Genomic DNA, 16,096 nt, shown 5'->3' with positions numbered 1-16,096 from the left:
GGGAATTAGTGACCGTACTCTATATTGTTAAAGATTCGTTCCATGCTATATTCGGCCCGTCATGCCCTGTGCGTTGACGTCTCTTTTCCGTTCCACTGTCCCTAACGAGGGTTAACAAATGGCTTCCAAGATCATTAACAAGGGTCTGAAGCGGACCGCACTGAGCCTCGCGCTCGGTATGTGCTTCGCGGGTGCTGTCCAGGCGCAGTCCAACACCAATGGTTCGGTGTTCGGTCAGGCGACTTCGGGCGACACCATCATCGTCGAAAACGCTTCGACCGGTTTCAAGCGCGAAATCTCCGTCAGCTCCGACGGCAGCTACCGCGCTTCGTCGCTGCCGACCGGTACCTACAAGGTCACCGTCAAGCACGCCGACGGCACGACCTCCACCCGTGACAACGTTGCTGTCAACGTCGGCACCGGCACCCCGGTGAACTTCGCTGCCAACAGCGCTACCGAAATCGGCGCCGTTGAAGTGTCCGGTGCGGGCGCGGTCAACCCGATCGACGTGTCCTCGGTCGAGTCGAACACGATCCTGACCGAAGCCCAGATCGACCGCATCCCGGTCGGCCGTAACGTCACCAGCCTCGCGCTGCTGGCGCCGGGTACCACCCGCGGCGACGCCCGCATGGGTGAGAAGTCCCTGGCCTCGTTCGGTGGCGCCTCGGTTGCCGAGAACGTCTACTACATCAACGGCTTCAACGTCACCAACATCCTCAGCGGCACGGCCTTCAACGAAGTGCCGTTCGAAGCCGTTTCGGAAATCCAGATCAAGACCGGCGGCTACGGCGCCGAGTTCGGCCGTTCGCTCGGTGGCGTTGCTAACGTCATCACGAAGAAGGGCTCGAACGACTGGAAGTTCGGCGGCAACATCATCTGGTCCCCGGATGAAGGTCGCGCCCCGACCCTGCGCTCGCTGCGCGACGCCGGCACCGCTACCTGGAACCTGGTTCCGGTCCCGGGCTACGCGAACCGCACGATCGGCAACATCTACGCCAGCGGTCCGATCCTGAAGGATCGTCTGTTCTTCTACGCCCTCGTCCAGGGTCTGGATGCAACGACCAAGGCCTACGGCAACACCACGCAGACCGAAGCCGTCGAAGATCAGCCGCAGTACCTGGCCAAGATCGACTGGAACATCACCGACAGCCACCACTTCGAACTGACCTACTTCAGCGACGAAGCGGAAACCGTCACCACCACCTATCGTTCGCCGCAGTCCTTCAAGACCCCGCGCACGACCCGCGTCGGTGGCATCATCAACACCCGCGGTGGTGAGAACTACATCGGCAAGTGGACCGGTTACCTGACCGACAACTTCACCCTGTCGGCCCTCTACGGCGTCGGCAAGTACAGCCGTCAGGACTCCCCGGATCCGACCAGCGCCCGTGACGACTGCCCGGTTGTGCAGGATCAGCGCGCTCCGGTTGCCGTGAGCTACGGCTGCTGGGTTGCCGCGAACTGGGTGCCGAAGGGCACCGGCGACAAGCGTACCGCCTGGCGAATCGATGGCGAGTGGGCGCTTGGCGACCACACCGTCCGCTTCGGTCTCGACAACGAAACCTTCGACTCGGTCGACGGTACGGAGCGTTCGGGTCCCGAGAAGACCGGTTACATCATCACCAACCTCGCCAACGGCGGCACGCTGGCCAACGGCTACACCAACGTCAGCGGTTCGACGATCGCTGTCGTGAACGCTCGCGAGTTCCACAACGGCGGCACGTTCTCCACCGAGAACAAGGCGTGGTACATCGAAGACAACTGGCAGGTGACCGATAACTTCATCGCCAACCTGGGTATCCGCAACGAGTCGTTCACCAACCTCAATGCGGCCGGTCTGCCGTTCATCGAGATCAAGAACACCTGGGCTCCGCGCCTCGGCTTCTCGTGGGACGTCCACGGTGACTCCAGCACCAAGATCTTCGGTACCGCTGGCCGTTACTACATCCCGGTGTACTCCAACACCAACGTCCGTCTGTCCGGCTCCGAGACCGACATCACCACCTACTACCAGTGGACCGGTACGTTTGCTGGTGACGCCGCTCAGCGTCCGGGTCTCGGCGCGCAGCTGGGTCCGGTCCGCGTGACCAGCGACGGTTCGACCCCGAACCCGCTGACCGTCGTCGACCCGAACCTGAAGCCGCTGTTCCAGGACGAATACATCTTGGGCTTCCAGCAGCAGGTTTCGTCTGACTGGGCGGTTGGCGTTCGCGCCATCTACCGTTCGCTCAAGTCGAACATGGACGACTACTGCTCCTACGACTTCCCGTACAACTGGGCGGTCGGCGCGGGTTACAGCACGGCTGATGCCGACACCATCGCGAGCACGGTCAATCACTGCTTCCTGATGAACCCGGGTACCGATCTGACGGCCAACGTCGACTTCGGTTCGGGCACGCTGACCCCGGTGACGATCCCGAAGGCCGCCCTCGGCCTGCCGGATCCGAAGCGCACCTACAAGGCTCTCGAGTTCTTCTTCGAGCGCGCGTGGGACGGCAAGTGGTACATGCAGGGTTCGTACACCTTCGCCAAGAGCATCGGCAACACGGAAGGTTACGTGAAGTCGGACATCGGCCAGGATGACGCTGGTATCACGCAGGACTTCGACTACCCGGGTCTGACCGAAGGCACGTACGGCTACCTGCCGAACGACCGTCGTCACAGCCTGAAGGTCTTCGGCGCGTACCAGATCAATGACCAGTGGCGCGTTGGTGGTAACTTCATCATGCAGTCCGGTCGTCCGAAGAACTGCCTGGGCTTCTACTCCGGCACGTTCAACCCGGAAGCCATCGGCTACGGCGCGAGCTCGTTCTACTGCAACCGCGTTCTGGGTTCGCGTGGCGATCGTGGCACGCTGGATTGGAGCCGCGAGCTGAGCTTCCAGGTCACGTATGAGCCGACCTGGGCCGAAGGCCTGCGTATCTCTGCGGACGTGTTCAACGTGTTCAACGAGCGCACGGTCACCTCGATCAACGAGCGTGGCGAAAGCGCTGCCGGTACCGTCAGCCCGAACTACGAGCAGCCGCTGTCGATTCAGCAGCCGCGTTCGTTCCGTCTGACCCTGGAATACGACTTCAAGTAAGTCGCTCCAGACTGATCGGGCCGGCCTCCGGCCCGATCTTTGCAAGCTTGAACCGCCGGCCTCGTGCCGGCGGTTTTTTTTGTCCGGCGCGCGGACGCATTGCGGGCGGGAAGGACGGATGCTTAACTGCGCCTCCCCCTTGCGGCACGCCGCAATGCTTCCCCGACAGGCTGGACGAATGACCGACCCTTTGCGCGACCAACACCTTGCGCGCCGCCTCAACCGCGCGGAGGCCTATCTCGCGCAGCGCAATCCCGATGCCGCGCGCATCGCCTACGAATCGATCCTGGCCGATGCACCCCGGCACCCGCTGGCGCGGCTGCGCCTGGCGTCGATCGCCGGCAGCCAGGGCCGCTATCGCGAAGCGACGATGCATGCCCTGAGCCTGGCGCAGACGCCGCCGGCCGATCCGTATCTGCTGGCCCTGCTGGTGTCCCTGTTGCATCGCCAGGGCGAGAGCCAGGCGGCCCTGCGCTGTCTCGCGCGCCCCGAGTTCGATGCGTTTCCGGAAATCCAGGGACTGGAGGAAATGGCCGGGCTGGCGATCCTGCTCGAAGACATGGATCTCGCCCTCCGTTTCCTTGACCGCGCGGCGCGCCTGGCGCCTGTTACGGCGACGGCCTACTACCAGCGCGGCACCGTGCACGCCTTTCGTGGCGACATCGACGAAGCCACGCTGGCCTACGAGCGTTGCCTGGCAACCGCGCCAAAATTCGCGCAGGCACATTGGTCCCTGTCGCGCCTGCGGCAGCAACGCCCTGGGCACGATCACGTCCAGCGCCTGCAGACGGCACTGACTCAGGCTACGCAGGACGAGGAGCGCATCCACCTGGAATTCGCTCTGTTCAAGGAGCTCGACGACCTGGGTGATCACGGCCGCGCCTGGCGTGCGCTCGAACGCGGCGCCGAACTCAAGCGCGCCACGCTCGAGCACCGCGCGCAGGACGATGCCGCCGCGTTCGCACGCCTGCACAAGCTTGCCGACGCCGGTTTCTTCTCATCGGATGCGAGGCCGCCGCCCGCGTCCGCTGACATGGGTCCGCAGCCGATCTTCATCGTCGGCTTGCCGCGCACCGGTACGACCTTGCTCGAACGCCTGCTTGCCGGTCATTCCGGCGTGGCGGCAGCGGGAGAGCTGGTCGATTTCGCCACACAGATGCGCTGGTGCGCCAATCGTCCCGCCCGCAGCTATCTGGACCCGGCGCTGATCGCGGCGATGGAAAACGTGGACTTCGCCGAACTCGGCGACCGCTACCTGCAACACGCGCGTTGGCGCGCCGGCGGCCGGCGCTGGTTCACCGACAAGATGCCGCTGAACTTCGTCAACATCGGGTTCATCCACCGTGCCTTGCCGCAGGCGCGCATCGTGCACATGGTGCGCGAGCCGATGGACGCGTGCTTCTCCAATCTCAAGGAGCTGTTCACGCGCATGTATCCGTACAGCTACCGGCTCGATGACATCGCCGATTACTACGAGCACTACCGCCTGCTCATGGCGCATTGGCAGCGCGCGATGCCCGGACGCATCCTGGACGTGCATTACGAGCAGCTGGTGGCCGAGCCCGAAGCCGTGATGCGCTCGGTGCTGGCATTCTGCGATTTGCCCTGGGAGTCCGCCTGCGCCGGCACCGAAGGCAGCACCGGTGTGGTCACTACGGCGAGCAGCGTGCAGGTGCGCGAACCGGTGCATCAGCGTGCCGTCTCGCAATGGCGCAACTACGCGCAGCCTTTGGCGCCGCTGGAGGCGCGTCTGCGCGCCGGCGGCTGGCTATGAACAACGAATGGCGTCGCGTCCAGACCCTCTTTGCCAGCGGCGACGTCGCCGAGGCCGCGCGCGTCGCGGAAAAAGCCGTGCGCAACGGGCCGGCACCGCTCGCGGTACACCTGCTGCTGATCGCCGCGTACCTCAAGCTCGACCGCTATCGGGATGCCGCACGCACAGCGGCGCACGCGGCGAAACGGCCGCCCGCGCAACCGGGCGAACTGATCGAACTGGCCAAGCGACTGCTGTATTTCAATCTCAGCGGCGCTCTGGTCGACGTGGCCAAACGCCTGCTTGCGGGCCCGGTCTGGCATGTCGGCGCCGAAGCCGATCTCGCCGCCCTGGTGAGTATGGTCGGCGAGCAGACCATCGCCAGCGCTTTGCTCGATCGCGCCGCGCGCGTGGCCGGCATCAATGGTGCTGTTCTCTACAACCGCAGTCAGATGCGTCTGTATCGCGGACAGATGGCCGAAGCCGAAGCCGACCTGCGCCAGGCGCTGAAGCTGGAACCGGGCGTGGCGAAATCGCATTGGGCGCTGAGCAAATTGCCGAAAGCGAGCATCTCCGATGCGGATATCGCCGCGATCCAGGCGCTCGCGAAAGGTCCGCTGCGCGACAGTCCCGACGAAGCCTTCCTGCAGTACGCCTTGTTCAATCATCTCGACCGCCGCGATCGCGTCGACGAGGCCTGGACCGCTTTGGCGCGTGCCTGCGAGGTCAAGCGCCGCAGCCTGAGCTACGACACCGGCAACTCGCGGGTCTTGTTCGAGGCATTGATCGCGCGCTTTCCCGTCGGTGCCGACCTCGCGCTCGCTTTGCCGACGACGACTGGCCCGACACCGATTTTCGTCGTCGGCATGCACCGTTCCGGCACGACCCTGCTCGAGCGCATCCTCGGCAACCACAGCGAAGTGACCGAGGCGGGCGAACTCTACGATTTCCCCGCGCAATTGCGCTGGGCGATCGGCCGGCATTTCAACGGGCCGTCCGACATCGCGGTCGTCGAGGCGTACGACAGCATCGATTTTCCCGCGCTCGGTCAGCGCTATCTCGACCAGGTACGCTGGCGCGCGAACGGCAAGCCCTTCCTCGTCGACAAGCTGCCCTCGAATTTCATCAACGCCGGCTACCTGCAGCGTGCGCTGCCGCAGGCAAAGATTCTGCACATGCGTCGCAATGCGATGGATACCTGCTTCTCCAATCTCAAGGAACTGTTCTCGAACGCCTGCGCCTACAGCTACGACCAGGATGAGCTCGCCGATTATTTCTCGTTGTACCGACGGCTGACCGCGCATTGGCAGCAGGCTCTGCCGGGCTACGTGCTCGATGTCTCCTATGAAGAGCTCACGGCCGATCCGGAAGGGCAGGCGCGGCGCATCCTGGCGTTCTGTGGACTGGACTGGCAGCCCGGTTGCATCGACGTCGGCAGCAATACGCGCGCGGTCAACACGGCGAGCAGCGCGCAGGTGCGCGAGCCGATCCACCGTCGTAATGTCGAGGCCTGGCGTCGCTACGCCCCGCATTTGACGCGGTTGCAGGCCCGGTTGGCCGAAAACGGCTTGATTTGACCCGATAACCTGGTCCGGCTTTAAACCCCGCGGCCCCGATCCGGCATCTGAGCCGCTATGCTCAGCCATGCCATGACCCTCGAATCCGCCGCCGCCGACCCTGTCTTCGAGACGGACGGTGATCACGCGCTGGTGCGCGCTGCGGGTCTGGGCGATGCCAAGGCGTTCGAGGCGCTGTACCGCAAGCATTCGCGACGCGTCTTCGGCGTCGTCTGGCGCTTGAGCGGCGGGCAAGTGGCCCGCGCCGAGGATCTGGTCCAGGAAGCCTTCGTCCGCGCCTGGCAGGCCCTGCCCAATTTTCGTTTCGAAAGCGCCTTCACGACCTGGTTGCATCGCCTGGCGGTGAATACGGCGCTGATGGAGATCCGCAGCCGCAGCGGTGCCGAAGAACTGGAAACCGACGATGCGGCACTCGATTTCGTGCCGACGCGCGACACCGCCGGTCAGCGCACGCGCGAACAGCTCGATCTGGAACGCGCCGTGGCAACCTTGCCCGAACGCGCCCGCGCCGTGCTCGTGCTGCACGACATCGAAGGTTGGAAACACGAAGAAATTTCCGCCGAGCTGGGCATGGCGGTGGGAAGTTCGAAAGCTCAGTTGCACCGTGCGCGCAAGTTGCTGCGCGCAAGATTGGGAGAAGATCATGACCGAGACTGACCTGCGCTGGCAGCTGCGGCAATTGCCGCGCGACATCGAACCCAGCCACGACCTGTGGCCCGGCATCGCCGAGCGCATCGCCGCGCCGCGCCGCCGCGCCACGCCGCCGCGCTGGCTGAGCGGATTGGCGATCGCCGCATCGCTCGCGCTGGCGGTCGGATTGGCCTGGCGCGTCGCGCCGACCCCCGGCACGACGGCGACGCCGACGCCGGATTTCCGCGCCAGCCTGGTCAAGCGCGAAGCGCAGGCGATGACGATCGAATACGAATCGGCCCTGCGCCAGTTCGATGGCGCGCCACTGCCCGAGGCGCTCAGCGCCGATCTGCACACCCTCGACCACAGTGCCGCGCAGATCCGCCATGCCATCGCCAGCGATCCCGATGCCGTGTACCTGCTGCAGCAGTTGCGCAAAACCTATTCCCGTCGCCTTGCGCTGACCCAGCGCGCTGCGATCGGCTGAACCCGACTCAAGGAGACCTCTCATGTCTGTCCGCACTCTGCTCATCCTCGGCCTGATGGCCGCCGGTCCGGCCTTCGCCGGCACGCCGATCAACGAAGTCCGTCCCCTGTCCGCCGACGGCCAGGTGACGGTGGAAAACATCAAGGGCCGCATCGTCGTGCGGACCTGGGCGCAGCCGCAGGTGCGCGTCACCGGCACCCTCGGCAAGGGCGCTGAAAAGCTCGTCGTCGAAGGCAGCGGCCAGTCGCTGCACATCGAAGTGCGCTATCCCGAACAGAAGAACGGCTGGGGCGGCTGGGGCGGTCGCGGCGACGAAAGCGAACCGACGATTCTCGAAGTCACGGTGCCGCAGCGGGCCTCGCTGGAGATCGATTCGGTCAGCGCTGATGTCGACGTGCAGCAGATGGCCGGTCGCAAGCTGTCAGTCGACAGCGTCAGCGGCAATGTCGTGGTGACGGCATCCTCGCCGGGCGAGGCCTCGTTCGAAAACGTCAGCGGCGACACGACCTTGCGCATCACCACCAACAAGGTGAGTGTGGACAGCGTCAGCGGTGACATCTCGCTGCAGGGCGGCCTGAGCGGCGACGTGTCGATGGAATCGGTGTCGGGCAATCTGCGCCTGGTCGCCAATGCCCTCAATCGCCTGGACGTCAGCACGGTGTCCGGCGACGCGACCTTGCAGCTGGCGCTGGCGAATGCCGGCGTGATCAAGGCCGAAAGCGTCAGCGGCAATCTTGGCTTTACGCTGCCGGCCGCAACGTCCGCCAACCTGCACGTGGAAACCTTCAGCGGCGACATCACCAGTCCGGTCGGCACGGTGCAGACCGAGGAATTCGGTCCGGGCAAATCCTTGAACGCACGCCTCGGCGGCGGTCAGGGTCGGATTTCGCTGGAGTCGTTCTCGGGCGACGTGACGTTGCAGGTCAAATAAGGTCTGGCGCACCGCGCCTGCGGTGCGAATGATTCGGTTTTTCCATCGCCCCGTTTTCGGGGCGATGTTCTATACAGCCATGGCGATCGCGACGAGCAGCAGGAAGCTCGCGAACACCTGCTTGAGCCGGCGGCCACTGATGCGATGCGCCAGCCGGGTGCCGTAGGGCGCTGCGAGCACCGAAGCCAGGGCGATGCCGATCGCCGCCGGCAAGAACACATAGCCCCAGCTGCCTGCCGGCATGCCTGCGACAGGGCCATGCAGGGCATAGCCGCTCGCGCTGGCCAAGCCGATGCCGATGCCGCAGGCACTCGAGGTTCCCACGGCGCGCACCGGTACCACGCCCCGCCAGATCAGCACCGGCACCGTCATCGAGCCGCCGCCAATGCCGACCAGGGCCGACACCGCGCCGATCACGACGCCGGCGGCGCTGAGGCCGGGGCCGCGCGGGCTGTCGGGTTTTCCGGGCCCTGGCCGCGGCCATTCCATCGTCAGCTGGATCGCCGCCAGCAGGCAGTACACGACCACGAACCAGCGCAGGAAGCCGCCGCTCATCGTGGTCGCGATGCCACTGCCCAGCCAGCCGCCCAGCAACAGACCCGGCAGCAGCCAGGCGACAGTCGGCCACAGCACGCTGCCGCGGGCATGGTGCGCCCGCGCCGAAGCGGCCGCCGTCAGGACGATGCTGGCCAGCGACGTCGCCAGTGCCGCATGGACGGCCGCCGCCTCGGGCACGCCCTGCAAGGGCAGCAGCCACGCGAGCGCGGCGACCAGCACCAGTCCGCCGCCCACGCCCAGCAGGCCGGCGAGAACGCCCGCCACGATGCCCAGCAGCGGGTACAGAAGCCATTCAATCGGCATGCGCTATCCCCTGGAGGACCGCTGTCGGCCCGTGCAGCACATTGGCTTTACCTGCCATCGGATAAACTCCCGTCATGCCTATCAAGAACATCCTCTTCCTCGCCCTCCTGCTGGCGACCCGTCCGGCGTTGGCCGATATCCGCGACCAGCGCGCCGGCATCCAGGCCGCGTTCGATGCCGCCGAGCGCGGTCAGCTCGATGCCGCGCAGGCGGCGCGTTATGCCGATCATCCCTTGTATCCCTGGCTGCGGGCTACGGTGCTCCGCAAGAAGCTCGACGTGCTCACGCCCGCACAGGTGCAGGACGTGCTCGATCGCGACGGCGACCAGCCGGCCGCGCGCTGGCTGCGCGAAGCCTGGCTCGGTCTGCTCGCCAAGCGCCAGGACTGGAGCAGCTTTCGCGCCGCGTATCGCGGCAGCGACGACAAGAGCCTGCGCTGCGCCGATCTCGCCGCCCGTCTGGCCACCAGCAGCACCGATGCGCGCTGGGTCGGCGATGCGCAATCGCTGTGGCTGACTGCGACCTCGCTGCCCGATACCTGCAACGCGCCGTTCTCACGCTTGTCGGCCCTGGGCAAACTCGACGACGGCCTGCGCTGGCAGCGCATCGACCTGGCCGCTGCTGCCGGGCAGACCAGCGTGATGCGCGCCGTCGCCAAATCGCTGCCGGCTAGCGAAGCTGCCTTGGCGATGGCCTACGCCAATTTCATCGACGCGCCGACCGACACAGTGCCCGCGGGCTGGCCGACGACAGCGCGCAGCCGCAATGTCGTCGCCACCGCGCTCGCGCGCCTGGCCAAACGCGATCCCGATCGCGCGACTGCCCTGGTCGCCAAGCAGGCACCGACGCTCGGCCTGGACGAGGCGCAGCGCGGCAAGGTCTTGTATGAAGCGGCGTTGTGGACGGTCGCCTCGTATCTGCCGGCCTCGGCCGAGCGGCTCAATGCCGTGCCGGCCGCGGCCTACGACGAAAAGCTGCACGAGTGGCGCGTGCGCGAGGCGATCAGCCGCGGCGACGACGCGGCCGCGCTGGCCGGCATCGAGAAGATGGGCGATGCCCAGCGCAACGATTCGCGCTGGCAATATTTCGAAGCGCGCCTGCGCGAACGCCTGGGCCAGACGGACGCGGCGCGTGCGCTGTATCAAAAAGCCGCGGCGAGCGCGAGCTTCCACGGATGGCTCGCGGCCGACCGGCTCAAGCAAGCGTATGCGCTGTGCTCGTTGGAACCGCCGACCGATGTCGCCTTGCGCAAGCGCGTGGCTGGCGATCCGGGCATCCAGCGCGCGCTGGAACTGTTCGCGATCGAACGCCCGGCGCTCGCGGCGCGCGAATGGGGCAGCGCGCTCAAGTCCATGAGCGACGACGAACGCCGTCTCGCCGTGCGCCGCGCGATCGACGAGGGCTGGTACGACCGGGCAGTGTTCGCGATGAACAGCACGCCGGAAGACCTGCGTTACTACACGTTGCGATTCCCGTTGCACCACGAAGCCGACATCCGCGCGCAGTCGCGCGTCAACGGTCTCGACCCGGCCTGGGTCGCGGGCCAGACGCGCGCCGAGAGCGCGTTCATGCCGCGCGCGCGGTCCTCCGCCGATGCCCGCGGGCTGATGCAGTTGCTGCCCGGCACCGGCGCGTTGACCGCGCAGCGCATCGGACAGCCGTGGGCGGGCGGCGACAGCCTGTACGAGCCGACCACCAACATCACCCTGGGCACGGCGTACATGCGCCAGATGCTCGACCGCTTCAGCGGTTTCCCGTACCTGGCGATCGCGGCCTACAACGCCGGACCGCTGCCAGTGCAGCGCTGGATGCAGGCGCGCCCGCAGCTGGAGCCGGATTTCTTCGTGGAGAGTATTCCGTACAAGGAAACCCGCGAATACGTCGCGCGCGTGCTCGCCTTCAGCGTCGTCTACGATTGGCGCCTGAACGGCACCGCCGCTTCGCTCAGCGACCGCCTCGTCGGCCGCCTTGCCGAAGACCCGCGCCAGCGGCGTCCGTTCGCCTGCCCCATCCCCACCGCCATCACGACGAACGGACCATGACCGAATTGCGCATCACCGTATTGGGCGGCACCGGCTTCGTCGGTCGCGCCCTGGTCAAACGTCTGGCCGAGGCCGGTCATCAGATCACCCTGCTCAGCCGCAACCTCGGTCCGCATTACGACCGCCTCGTGCCGCCGAACGTGCGTCTGCGCGAACTCGATGTCTACGACGAGGGCAAACTGCAGAGCGCCTTCGTAGGCAACGATGCCGTCATCAATCTGGTCGGCATTCTCAACGAAGCCGGCGACAGCGGCCGCGGTTTCCAGCGCGCGCACGTCGACCTGAGCAAGCGCGTGATCGCCGCCTGCCAGGCTACTGGCGTGAAGCGCCTGCTGCAGATGAGTTCGCTCAATGCCGGTCGCGGCAGCAGCCATTATCTGAAATCGCGCGGCGACGCCGAGGCCGCGGTGAAAGCCTCGGGCCTGCAATGGACGATCTTCGAGCCGTCGGTGATCTTCGGTGTTGGCGACGGCCTGTTCACGCGCTTCGGACAGCTGCTCAAGCGTCTGCCGGTGGTGCCTCTGGCGCGTGCGCGCTGCAAGTTCGCGCCCGTCTATATCGGCGATGTGGTCGAAGCCTTCGTACGCAGCCTGGACGACAAGCGCACGATCGGCGAGGTCTATGAGTTGTACGGGCCGGAGGTGTATTCGCTCGCGCAGATCGTGCGCCTGAGCGCGAAGCAGATGGGCCTGACCCGGTTCGTGCTGCCCTTGCCGGACGTGATCGGCCGCGTGCAGGGTCTGGTCTGCGATTTCGTACCGGGCAAACCGTTCTCCTCCGACAACTATCGTTCCCTGCTGCTCGATTCGGTCGGCGGCATCGATGGCCTGCATCGCCTGGGCATCGAGCCCACGCGCGTGTCGGAAGTGCTGCCCGACATCCTGGGCCATGGCGAAGACCGCCAGGCGCGCCTGGATCGCTATCGGGCGATGCGCTGAGCATGCAGGTCTACCTGGTCGGCGGCGCGGTACGAGACCGGCTGCTCGGCCGCAGCGGCGGCGATCGCGATTTCGTCGTCGTCGGCGCCACACCCGAGGCGATGCTGGCCGCCGGCTACAAACCGGTCGGCAAGGATTTTCCGGTGTTCCTGCATCCAGCCACCGGCGAGGAATACGCGCTCGCGCGCACCGAGCGCAAGACCGCGCCGGGTTACCACGGCTTCGTTTTCCATGCCGATGCGTCGGTGACGCTGGAAGACGATCTGGCGCGCCGGGATTTCACCATCAACGCGATCGCGCAGGCCGACGACGGCCGCCTGATCGATCCGTTCGACGGCGCCGGCGACATCGAACGGCGCGTCCTGCGTCACGTGTCTCCGGCCTTTGCCGAAGATCCGGTGCGCATCCTGCGCGGCGCGCGCTTTCTCGCGCGCTTCGCAACCTGGGGCTTCACGATTGCGCCGGAAACCCTGGCACTGATGCGGGCGATGGTCGACGCCGGCGAAGTCGACGCCCTCGTGCCCGAACGCGTGTGGCAGGAAATGAAACTCGCCCTCGCCGAAGCGACACCGTCGGCCTTCCTCGGCCTGTTGCGCGATTGCGGCGCCCTGGCGCGCCTGTTGCCGGAAGTAGACGCCTTGTTCGGCGTTCCGCAACGGGCCGAATATCACCCCGAAATCGATACCGGTGTCCACACGCAACTGGTCTGCGACATGGCCGCGCGCCTGGCGCCGGGCAATGTCCGGGTCGGCTTCGCCGCGTTGGTCCACGATCTGGGCAAGGCGCTGACGCCGGTCGACCAGCTGCCCAAGCACCTGATGCACGAACATCATGGCCTCGCGCCGGTGCAGGCGGTCTGCGCGCGCTACAAACTGCCCAACGACATCCGCGACCTCGCGCTCACGGCCTGCCGCGAACATCTCAATGTCCATCGTCTCGACGAATTGCGGCCCGAGACGGTGCACGACCTGATCGCGCGCTGCGATGGGTTCCGGAAACCTGAAGTCATTGCCGAGCTTGCCTTGGTTTGCGAAGCCGACAAGCGCGGCCGCCTGGGTCTGCAGGACAGCGTCTATCCGCAGGCGGCCAAACTCGTGGCCCTGCATCGTGTTGCGCTCGGCGTGACCGTCGCGCAGATCGACATCGTCGGTCTGGCCGGGCCGCAGATCGGCGAAGCGCTGCGCAAGGCACGCATCGCCGCGATCAGGAACGCGCTGTCGGCGTCGTAGCAGCGGAATCGACACAAAGAAAAACCCCGGGAAAACCCGGGGTTTTTTTTGTTTCGCGGAACTGCCGATCAGAACTTCCAGTTCAAGCGCGCGTAGTAGTAACCGCCGTTCAAACCGAAGGGCAGGGTTTCCCAGCCGTAGGTGAAGCCCAGCTCCGGGAACGGGAACGCATTCTTCCATTCGTCCGGATACACGTCGAACACGTTGTTGCCGCCGACCGAGACATCGAAATTGTCGTTGAACTTGTAGCCGATGCTCACGTCCGTCAGCCACTTGCCGCGCCACTTGTGCTTGACGCCGGTAAAGCCCTGGCCGCTGACCGAACCGTAGTAGGTGTTGGTCAGGCCGACGCGCCAGTTGTTCTGGCTGTAATTCAGGCCCAGGGACACGCGGCTGTTGGGCAGCGCTTCCTCGATCAGGGTGACCTGGGTTTCGCTGAACAGCATGTCGGTCGGAATCACCGAAGACTGCGACTTGATGCGATCGACCTCGGTCTTGTTGTAACCGTAGGCCAGATCGAAACCGAAATCGGCGCCGTTGCTCAGATCCGTCGTGTAGCCCATGACGATATCCACGCCCTCGGTCCGCGTATCGGCGGCGTTGGTGAAGAAGGTCGCGGCACCGACGTTCTGCGAATCGAGGATCACGCGAATCGGGCAGACTGCCGGGTTGACGCAGCCGGGCGCGCCATCGGGACCGATTTCGCTGGAGAACACGATGCGGTCTTCGATGTTGATGCGGTACCAGTCGGCGGTGAGGCTGAAGCCGTTGTCGGGGTGATAGACGAAACCGAAGGTGAAGTTGCGCGAGGTTTCTTCCTGCAGCGGCTGGATGCCGAACGCATTCGCGAGCGCGCTGCCCTGGCGGGCGGTGACCACGTCGGTCAGCACGCCAGCGCCGCCGAGCGTCGTCGACACCTGGCTGAACATTTCCTGCTGGATGCCCGGCGCGCGGAAACCGGTCGAGGCCGAAGCGCGAATCGCGAAATCATCGGTGAAGTTGAAACGCGCCGTGAGCTTGCCGGTCGTGTTGCTGCCCGCATCGCTGTAGTGCTCGAAGCGCAAGGCGGCGCCGAGCAGGAAGCGGTCGGTCAGGTAGGACTCGCCGTCGACGTAGACACCGTAGCTGCGACGGTCTTCGTCGATCGCGGTTTCCGGCGTGAAGCCCGGGAAGCCTTGGATGCCGGCCGCCGCGACGCCGCCGTTCTGGTCGAGAATCACGACCGAGCGGTTATTGGTGCGGCCATAGGAATACGACCACGGATCACCGGCTTCGATTTCGAACCCATCGCTGCGCCACTCGACGCCGGCGGCGAGATACAGCGGTTCCTTGCCGATGCCCCAGTCCACCGAGCCCTTCACGTCGAAATTGAACGTGGTCTGGGTGAAGCGCAGGGTGCCGTCGTTCGCCGAGGTCGGCGTGCTGCCATAGATGCCGCCGCCCGGCGCCGGTTCGTAGTACCAGCTGACGTTGGCGCTGTTGGTCGAGCCGAAGTTGAACTTGCTCGAGCCGTGGTTGACGCTGACGTCGTATTTCCACTTGTCGTTGAAGTCGCCGCGCAGACCGACGGCCAGCGACCAGTCGTCGGCGGTGGTCAGCAGCGTTGGCAGGAAGCCGCGCGGATACAGCGCCGGAATCGTACGGCCGTCGCCGGGCGTGCGGAAGAAGCCCGAAGAATTGGCGTCGCGACGCGACACGCCGCCGAACGCGTACAGCTCGCCAGCGCCGACGGGCAGGGCGCTGTTGAACCAGATCGCCTTGCTCTGCATATCGGCATCGCCGATACGCTGGGTCACCGCCGGCGGCGAGACACGCAGTGAGTCGGGACCGGCGCGGTTGGTTTCGCCGCGGTCGAGATATTCGGCGGTCAGGTTCAGGAAACCGTCGCCGATCTTGAAGCCGGCATTGGCGCCCACGCGCCAGGTTTCGCCGTCGCCCTCGTAGGTCTGGCCGATTTCGGCATTGACCGAGCCGCCGTCGGACTGATTCTTGAGGATGATGTTGATGACGCCCGCGATCGCATCGGAACCGTATTGCGCCGAGGCGCCATCGCGCAGCACCTCGATGCGCTCGATCGCAGTGACCGGAATCGAGTTGATGTCAGTGCCGGCCGAACCGCGGCCGATGCTCTGCTGCACGTTGACCAGCGCCTGCTGGTGACGACGCTTGCCGTTGACGAGCACGAGCACCTGGTCCGGGCCCATGCCGCGCAGCGAGGCCGGCCAGATCAGGTCGGTACCGTCGGAGACGAAGCTCTGCGGGAAGTTGAACGATGGCGCGAGCTTCTGCAGCAGGCGGCCGGTTTCGGTCGCGCCGGTTGCTTCGATCTGTTCACGCGTGATGATGTCGACCGGCACCGCGGTTTCGGTCGCACTGCGGCTGCTGGCGCGGCTGCCAATGACACTGATCGCATCGATCGTCTTGACCTCGGTCTCCGCTTTCCCGGCGGTGTCCTGAGCGTAGGTCGGTGTGGCGGCGAGCGCGGCGAGAATGGCGAAGGCGAGAAGATTGCGCGGTTTTGCCGCGTCTAGTGAGTTGCTGCGAATGGTCATGCGGTATCCCCAAA

Annotated in this window: 11 protein-coding genes; 9 read left to right on the top strand and 2 right to left on the bottom strand. The window is 65.7% G+C overall.

Annotated elements, in window-relative coordinates:
- Positions 1-118: 118 nt before the first annotated feature.
- The 6 genes from G467_RS0103630 to G467_RS0103605 all read left to right on the top strand — a co-directional run bounded on the left by G467_RS0103630 (position 119) and on the right by G467_RS0103605 (position 8,460).
- On the top strand, positions 119-3,082 hold the full coding sequence (locus G467_RS0103630; RefSeq protein ID WP_022968369.1) for a TonB-dependent receptor: 2,964 nt from the start codon (positions 119-121) through the stop codon (positions 3,080-3,082).
- 178 nt (positions 3,083-3,260) lie between these two features.
- Positions 3,261-4,856, top strand: coding sequence for a tetratricopeptide repeat-containing sulfotransferase family protein (locus G467_RS15240; RefSeq protein ID WP_022968368.1), 1,596 nt, complete (start codon positions 3,261-3,263; stop codon positions 4,854-4,856).
- The gene (locus G467_RS0103620; protein ID WP_022968367.1) at positions 4,853-6,412 is read left to right on the top strand and encodes a tetratricopeptide repeat-containing sulfotransferase family protein; all 1,560 of its coding nucleotides are present in this window, start codon (positions 4,853-4,855) and stop codon (positions 6,410-6,412) included. Before G467_RS15240 ends, G467_RS0103620 begins: the two co-directional genes overlap by 4 nt.
- A 57-nt stretch (positions 6,413-6,469) precedes the next feature.
- A complete protein-coding gene (locus G467_RS0103615) occupies positions 6,470-7,069 on the top strand; it encodes an RNA polymerase sigma factor (protein ID WP_022968366.1) in 600 nt (199 codons plus the stop codon).
- Complete coding sequence (locus tag G467_RS17310) at positions 7,056-7,529, top strand: hypothetical protein (protein WP_022968365.1); 474 nt, start codon at positions 7,056-7,058, stop codon at positions 7,527-7,529. The genes G467_RS0103615 and G467_RS17310 overlap by 14 nt, the downstream gene beginning before the upstream one ends.
- A gap of 22 nt (positions 7,530-7,551) precedes the next feature.
- A complete protein-coding gene (locus G467_RS0103605; RefSeq protein WP_022968364.1) occupies positions 7,552-8,460 on the top strand; it encodes a DUF4097 family beta strand repeat-containing protein in 909 nt (302 codons plus the stop codon).
- Positions 8,461-8,529: 69 nt separating this feature from the next.
- Here G467_RS0103605 and G467_RS0103600 read toward each other — a convergent pair whose 3' ends face one another.
- Positions 8,530-9,321 (bottom strand): sulfite exporter TauE/SafE family protein, encoded by a 792-nt coding sequence (locus G467_RS0103600; protein ID WP_022968363.1) that lies wholly within the window; start codon positions 9,319-9,321, stop codon positions 8,530-8,532.
- Positions 9,322-9,395: 74 nt separating this feature from the next.
- On the opposite strand from G467_RS0103600, the gene G467_RS0103595 reads away from it, so the two are divergent.
- From G467_RS0103595 to G467_RS0103585, 3 genes are read left to right on the top strand one after another with little or no spacing between them, the layout of a single operon-like run.
- Positions 9,396-11,363, top strand: a complete 1,968-nt coding sequence (locus G467_RS0103595) for a transglycosylase SLT domain-containing protein (protein WP_022968362.1) — start codon at positions 9,396-9,398, stop codon at positions 11,361-11,363.
- On the top strand, positions 11,360-12,301 hold the full coding sequence (locus tag G467_RS0103590) for a complex I NDUFA9 subunit family protein (protein WP_022968361.1): 942 nt from the start codon (positions 11,360-11,362) through the stop codon (positions 12,299-12,301). Before G467_RS0103595 ends, G467_RS0103590 begins: the two co-directional genes overlap by 4 nt.
- Positions 12,302-12,303: 2 nt before the next feature.
- The gene (locus tag G467_RS0103585) at positions 12,304-13,530 is read left to right on the top strand and encodes a multifunctional CCA addition/repair protein (RefSeq protein ID WP_022968360.1); all 1,227 of its coding nucleotides are present in this window, start codon (positions 12,304-12,306) and stop codon (positions 13,528-13,530) included.
- 68 nt (positions 13,531-13,598) lie between these two features.
- Here G467_RS0103585 and G467_RS0103580 read toward each other — a convergent pair whose 3' ends face one another.
- On the bottom strand, positions 13,599-16,082 hold the full coding sequence (locus tag G467_RS0103580) for a TonB-dependent receptor plug domain-containing protein (protein WP_022968359.1): 2,484 nt from the start codon (positions 16,080-16,082) through the stop codon (positions 13,599-13,601).
- Between the last annotated feature and the right edge of the window lie 14 nt (positions 16,083-16,096).

Origin of the sequence: Arenimonas oryziterrae DSM 21050 = YC6267 (assembly GCF_000420545.1) — a bacterium.
In the GTDB taxonomy this organism is placed as follows: domain Bacteria; phylum Pseudomonadota; class Gammaproteobacteria; order Xanthomonadales; family Xanthomonadaceae; genus Arenimonas; species Arenimonas oryziterrae.
The sequence above is the reverse complement of the archived record's forward strand: the minus strand, read 5'-3'. Positions and strand labels throughout refer to the sequence as shown.

Excerpts from the sequence above, each read along its gene's own strand:
- G467_RS0103620 (WP_022968367.1), top strand. The coding sequence starts at position 4,853 with ATGAACAACGAATGGCGTCGCGTCCAGACCCTCTTTGCCAGCGGCGAC.
- G467_RS0103585 (WP_022968360.1), top strand. The coding sequence starts at position 12,304 with ATGCAGGTCTACCTGGTCGGCGGCGCGGTACGAGACCGGCTGCTCGGC.
- G467_RS0103605 (WP_022968364.1), top strand. The coding sequence starts at position 7,552 with ATGTCTGTCCGCACTCTGCTCATCCTCGGCCTGATGGCCGCCGGTCCG.
- G467_RS0103600 (WP_022968363.1), bottom strand. The coding sequence starts at position 9,321 with ATGCCGATTGAATGGCTTCTGTACCCGCTGCTGGGCATCGTGGCGGGC.
- G467_RS0103615 (WP_022968366.1), top strand. The coding sequence starts at position 6,470 with ATGCTCAGCCATGCCATGACCCTCGAATCCGCCGCCGCCGACCCTGTC.
- G467_RS15240 (WP_022968368.1), top strand. The coding sequence starts at position 3,261 with ATGACCGACCCTTTGCGCGACCAACACCTTGCGCGCCGCCTCAACCGC.
- G467_RS0103580 (WP_022968359.1), bottom strand. The coding sequence starts at position 16,082 with ATGACCATTCGCAGCAACTCACTAGACGCGGCAAAACCGCGCAATCTT.
- G467_RS0103630 (WP_022968369.1), top strand. The coding sequence starts at position 119 with ATGGCTTCCAAGATCATTAACAAGGGTCTGAAGCGGACCGCACTGAGC.
- G467_RS0103595 (WP_022968362.1), top strand. The coding sequence starts at position 9,396 with ATGCCTATCAAGAACATCCTCTTCCTCGCCCTCCTGCTGGCGACCCGT.
- G467_RS17310 (WP_022968365.1), top strand. The coding sequence starts at position 7,056 with ATGACCGAGACTGACCTGCGCTGGCAGCTGCGGCAATTGCCGCGCGAC.
- G467_RS0103590 (WP_022968361.1), top strand. The coding sequence starts at position 11,360 with ATGACCGAATTGCGCATCACCGTATTGGGCGGCACCGGCTTCGTCGGT.